Raw genomic sequence first — 5,910 nt, 5'->3', positions numbered from 1 at the left:
CAACAGTCGCTATCTTCATGATGAACGCTCCTTTGCCGTGGACGTCACGACCGCTCCACTCTGGCATAAACCTCTCGCTGCGTAGCGGGAGTCGTCCATCACATCAGAGCCAGTCATATCAGCAATCGGTTGATCGTTTAGAACCGATGGCGCAAGCCTGCCGCGACCACCGCTTGCTTGCTATTCGATGACGGCGTCAAAGTGTGGATGGACGCGTTGAACGCTGGATTGCCGTTTCCGCCGCTTACGCTTTGATACGCGCCTTCCAGGTAGATGTCGGTGCGCTTGTTGAACTGGTAATCGGTCTGGAGCACAAGCTGATTCCACTTTGGACGCGTGGTCTCCGTCGCGGTGCTGAAGCGGCCTGCTGTATACGTGTAGGCGGCCGCAACGCTGAACGCAGGCGTGACGAAATAGTGGACATCGACCGAAAAATTGTCAAATGTCAGGTTGTCGCCTTTCAGCGGCGTGATACTGCCGCCCTGAGCGACGCCGGTGACCGCGTCGGTCACAGAGTGCGCCCAGACCAAGCCCGCCGACGCCGGACCGAAAATGTACCGACCGCCGAGGGCCCAGATTCGCTGAGGTCCTCCAGTGATTTGCGCGTCGCCGTCGGACGTACTGACTGCGCCTTGAGGATTGGCGACGTCGGCGCTACGGTCGATCTGCAGGTACGCGGCACCCACCGAAAGCGGTCCATTCGCGTACGCAACGCCTGCACTGTACGCGCGATTGTTCGCGAACTGGCCGGGTGTATTCGAGAAGCCGTACATCGCGCCGAACGTCAGACCGCGGTATATCGGGCTCTTGTACTTGACTGAATTGTTGATACGGAGGTTCGTGTTCGAATCGTCGTTGTCATAGGGGTGCACCCCCAGGTTGCCGCCCCATCCGGGACCGGACGCGCCCAACGGCGTGACGAAGTCGAGGATAATGTCGTATTGCCTACCGAGTGTGATCGAGCCGTAGGTAGTCGACTGCAGGCCGACATGAGCCTGACGGCCGAACTCGTCACCGCCGTTGCTGAATTTTCCGTTTATCACCGAGAAGCCGTTTTCCAGGGTAAAGACGGCTGATGAACCGCCGCCTAAATCTTCCCGGCCCCTGAGGCCCCATCGCGAGGTATTAAGGTCGCCGCTGGCCATCGACCAGTTGCTGTGACCCGGTGAGTTTGTCCCGCCTTCGCGCTGATTGCTGACGTAATTGATCGATACGTCGATCAACCCGTATAGCGTGATGTTACTTTGTGCATAGCTCGAGCTAACGTATAGGCCGCCGACAAGTGCGGCTAACAGCGTTCTTATCACGTTGTCTCCGGGAGCTTCAGTGGGCACGCCTTCTTTTCCTGACGATGAGAAAAGCCAGGATCAGGAGCACGAGGACCACGCCCGCCGCGATGCCCATGCGGGCGAGCGTAACAAGTGGAGACGTGGGGCCGCCGCGACGCACCGCGACAACGTCTTGCGCGGTGATAGACGCGTCGGCACGCCCGTAGTGCACAAGGACATAGTTACCCGCAAGGGCGATTTCCTGATCGCTCAGTGCGGTGAAATCAGTTGGCTTGCCTCCGAATCCAGGCATGTATGCCTGTCCTTTGGAGGTCGTACGATTTACTCCGTAGAGGATCGTGGCAATAAGGTTGTTGGCATTCACCGATCCTGTTGCCGAGTTGTGAAACAGGCTGGGATAGTAGCCATCTTTGCTGCCTTGACCTTGAGCCGAATGACAGGAGGCGCAATTGCCCTGGAATAATTCCGCGCCGGTAGGATGGGCAGCGTTGTCTGAACGGATCCCATCAGTGCCCCGCAAGGCGGCAAGCTCAGACGACATTTTTCCGGCAGTAAAGCGCGATGTGCTGTCCCGTACATCATGAATCGGAGCGACACTCTTCACATAAGTCGCAATGGCCTCCACGTCCGCCGTTGAGAGATACTGGAAGCTGTGCTCGACAGCTTCTCCCATGTCACCAGCAGCCTGCGCCTTACCGCGCAGTCGGCCGGTGCGCAGATACTCAACGAGTTCTTCCCTGGTCCAACTGCCAATACCGCTTGTTGCGTCCGACGTGATGTTAGGCGCGTACCACGTCCCCACTTGCCCACCGGAGAGCTCCAGTCCCGCCTCTTCCTGCATCATGAAGCCGCGCGGGGTGTGGCACACACTGCAATGCGCAGCGCCCTGTACCAGATACCTGCCCCAGTTCCATTCTGCGGATTGGTGAGGATCTGTCTGGTACGCACCCTTGTTCAGGAACAGCAGGTTCCACACTTTCAACGACGCGCGTATGTTCATCGGGAACGGCAGCTTTGTGTCCGGCGCCCGTACGTCCACGGGCGTTACCCCGAGCCTGAAATACGTGTAGAGCGCGTGCACGTCGTCATCCGTGAGGATCGAATATGACGTGTAGGGCATCGCGGGGTAGAGGTTTGCGCCATCCGCCCGGATTCCGTGACGGATAGCTTCGGAGAACTGCTCTTCCGTATAGCGGCCAATGCCGAAGTTGGTAGACGGCGTGATGTTTGTCGAGTAGATCGTGCCAAGCGGCGAGACAAGAGCAAGCCCGCCTGCAAAAGGCTTGCCCTGCACAGTGGTGTGGCACGCCGCACAGTCCGAAGCCATGGCGACATACTCACCGCGTTTGATCAACGCGTCGGTCTCAGGTGACCGATCCGTGGCGTGTGAAGACGCTGCGGCCACGCAACCAGCAAACAGAAGGATCACGCGGCGTAGACGATGACTGAGATTGTGCATGATTAGCCGTGCTTCAGTTGATCGACAATACCGTCAGCCGCCTTCAGCGCTAACGCCGCCATGGTGATGGTGCTGTTTCCGCTGCCTCCGGTGGTCATTGCTGCGCCGCCCGGCAAGAACAGGTTATGGTGGTCATGAGAACGGCAGTCGACATCGACTACCGAAGTAGCGGGATCGGCGCCCATGATGCAGCCGCCCATGATGTGATCGCTGTTGAGAAATTCGGTGGAGAGCTGGAAGTCCGTGGCGCCAAGCTCCGCAGCCAGGCGCCTCAGCAACGGCACGGTATATTCTTTCGCGCTGCGGCGTACATAATCCCCGACGTCGTTGTAGATGTGTGGCTTATTGATGCCAAGCCAATCTTTCTTGCTCGACAAGGTCACGCGATTCTGCGCCTGCGGGAGCGGCTCATGTTCGATGGTCAACCTTGCGGTGCAGGCGGAGAGTCGTCGAATTTCGGTGTCGAGGGCTTTACCGACCAGCCCCTTCTTCAACGCCGCAGCGCCACCGATGCCGCTGCGGGCCGCATTCTCCATGCGTAACATCGCCCCACTGTGGCGGCTCCTAAACTCGCCTTGTGAGGTGTTCATGATACTGCTGTTCTGAACCGGTCCAACCCCTGTCCACAGTGGTTCCGCAAGCGTCACTTCCGCGATCAGCTTTGGCTGATCCATCATGTTGCGCCCGACCTGATCGGAGCTGTTGGCAACTCCATTAGGATTGCGTTCGTCTCCGGAAAGCAGCAGGAGTTTCGGCGTCTCGATGCTATTGCACGCGATCACGAAGATTTTTCCCGTGACTCTGTGCGACGCCTTATCGGGATCGAAATAGTGAACCGCCTGAACTGCTGAATTCTTCGCGTCGGTCTCGATCCGGTAGACCACTGCATTGGCCAGAATCCTGCCGCCTTTTGCCTCGATCTTCGGCAAAGCGGATGCCGCATCGTATTTGGCGGCAATGGGGCAAACTGGAAAACAGTTGTTGTTGCCGCAACACGCCGGCCGTCCGTCATAGGAAACGCCGCTGTTGCGCGCCTGAGGCGCGGGGAGATTTTTCAGTCCGATTCTCGCAGCGGCGTCCGTGAGGCGCTGCTCGCCAGGTCCAAAGGGAAGCGGGCCCATAGGGTAAGGCCTCGAACGGATCGGTGGCCATTGCAGCGCGGGGTCAGCCGGACCGCAGACGCCCATCGCGTATTCCGCGCGCGTGTAGTAGGGTTCGAGTACGTGGTAGTCAAACGCCCAGTCCCGTCCCACCCCGTAAAGGGTTTTCAGACGAAAATCGTCTGGAACCATGCGCCAGCAAATGCCTGCCCAGTGCCAGGTGGCCCCTCCTGCGTAGCGAACATAGCCCTGGCGGAAGGCTCGGGCATCGGGCCCTTCCAGTTGTAGATATTCCGCCACTTCTGTATCGGTGCGCGATTCCAGATGGGGGGCCCACGGTTTTGGGGGGTATGGGGCATTCCAGTGTTGCCGAAGGCTGGGAGGCAAATTACGGTAGTTTTCCACGATTCGCCAGCGATCGACGCGGGGCCCAGCTTCGAGCATCAGCACGGACAAACCTGCGTCCAGCATGTGTTCCGCGACGAGGCAACCCACTACACCGGTTCCCACTACAACGACGTCCGCAGCATAGTCATTTGCCATCAGGAAGCTCCTCTCCTGTCTGAAAACTACCTTTAGAATTTTGGCATGTCGCTCAACGGGGGCGCATCCGCATTCCAACCGTTCGGCCCTGATTTCGCGTAGGTCGGAATAGTCATGACGTCTACCGTCGGCTGGTACATCAGTGCGAACTCGTACGCGAAGACTTCCGCGCCTGAAGCGTCGGTGAGTACACCCAGGTACCATGCGGAGATGATCGAGAGAGCGGTCTCTTTCAAAGGGCCGACCGGGACATCGGGAAAAAAATCTTCGACGACGGTCGCGTTTTTCTTTCTTGCAATGGCAAGCAACTCGGTGATGTGACCCGAAAGCGAAGCATTCGCTGCGGTCATGGCGATAGCGAGTCTTTTTCCGATACCTGGATCCAGTTGGTGCTGAATCAGAAGCGACGAGATTTCCATGAATTGCGCCAGGGATTCGTCCGGCAAAGCGACGTCGGACGAACTGACCGCGAGTGTCGGGAGGACCGCAAACCCGCCCATAAGAAGGACGCCTCCGACCACTATCTTGCGTCGAGCAAGACTGAATTCCGAGGGAGCGTCGTCACGATACCGATCAGGCATATGGTCTCACCTTTAGTAGCTGAATCACGACTCGTCGGTTCCCGGACGCGCTACGATGAGGAACCGCACCGAGTCAGCGGTAGCATTCAAATTGCCACGACTCGATGACGGTTCGGGGATGAACCAGCCGTAATCCACGTTGGTCCAGATGCAATCTGTTTCTCTGGTGCTCACGAATGACGCCGGGGGGGCTGCTCTGCCAGACTCCGGGCACGCCTTAAAGAGCGCAGCGTTGACGAACCCTACTTGAAGCGGCCATTGAAGGCATTACCAAAGACCTCGACAAAAAGCTCATGCGCTATTTCCGTCAGCACAACAGGCAGGCCGCTCCGTTGAAATGAAAGTACGCTGATCCAACTCGCCGTATCCGGCGCTATTCAACTGGTTCAGTGGACTAGATGCTATGGGAGGGCTGTGTCAGGCAAATCCATTTGCGTGCTCCTTCGGAGACACGAGTGTGGAAATCCCGTTTTACTCCAGCGCGCTTACTTCTACAAGCCCACCCATAGCATCTGGTGGCCAAAGAAGACGGTGCTGTTGTAGACGCATCGCGAGAATACACCGACCATGAAGAGAAATTTACACGTGCAAGACAAGCAGGACCATTATATAAACGGCTTGGACTTCCCCTTCTTGGAAATGGCAGTCTTATACTTGCGTATGACTGGCTGACGATCGGTGTATTCCGGAATGTCGCCGCGGGTATTGTCAGTTTGTCGCTGGGGCCAACGAATATGCTGTAAGGCGCTATGTTTAGCCCGGCAAGTCATGGTTACGGATGTCCTGATTTGCCGCATCCACCGTCGCGTGCGCGATATCTGCTAGCAGGGTATTGTCAAGTTGGTGCTGGGGTCGACGAATATAATTGGGCATGAAGAAAGCTTCCGTCTCCGTTCTGCCATCGGGCGAGGCGCCGATTTCGTTCAAGGGCTATCGAT

At 57.6% G+C, this 5,910-nt stretch carries 5 protein-coding genes; all 5 read right to left on the bottom strand.

Annotated elements, in window-relative coordinates:
• Positions 1–137: 137 nt before the first annotated feature.
• The 5 genes from HV744_RS35895 to HV744_RS35875 all read right to left on the bottom strand — a co-directional run bounded on the left by HV744_RS35895 (position 138) and on the right by HV744_RS35875 (position 5,899).
• Positions 138–1,334, bottom strand: a complete 1,197-nt coding sequence (locus HV744_RS35895) for a porin (RefSeq protein WP_175153989.1) — start codon at positions 1,332–1,334, stop codon at positions 138–140.
• Complete coding sequence (locus tag HV744_RS35890; protein WP_175153988.1) at positions 1,324–2,748, bottom strand: cytochrome c; 1,425 nt, start codon at positions 2,746–2,748, stop codon at positions 1,324–1,326. The genes HV744_RS35895 and HV744_RS35890 overlap by 11 nt, the downstream gene beginning before the upstream one ends.
• Before the next feature lie 2 nt (positions 2,749–2,750).
• Positions 2,751–4,391, bottom strand: coding sequence for a GMC family oxidoreductase (locus tag HV744_RS35885; protein ID WP_175153987.1), 1,641 nt, complete (start codon positions 4,389–4,391; stop codon positions 2,751–2,753).
• A 32-nt stretch (positions 4,392–4,423) separates the two neighbouring features.
• Positions 4,424–4,972 (bottom strand): sorbitol dehydrogenase family protein, encoded by a 549-nt coding sequence (locus HV744_RS35880; protein WP_175153986.1) that lies wholly within the window; start codon positions 4,970–4,972, stop codon positions 4,424–4,426.
• A gap of 753 nt (positions 4,973–5,725) precedes the next feature.
• Positions 5,726–5,899 (bottom strand): hypothetical protein, encoded by a 174-nt coding sequence (locus tag HV744_RS35875; protein ID WP_175153985.1) that lies wholly within the window; start codon positions 5,897–5,899, stop codon positions 5,726–5,728.
• Positions 5,900–5,910: the final 11 nt, after the last annotated feature.

This window comes from Paraburkholderia ultramafica (assembly GCF_902859915.1).
GTDB lineage: Bacteria > Pseudomonadota > Gammaproteobacteria > Burkholderiales > Burkholderiaceae > Paraburkholderia > Paraburkholderia ultramafica.
This window is presented reverse-complemented; position numbering and strand designations above follow the sequence as displayed.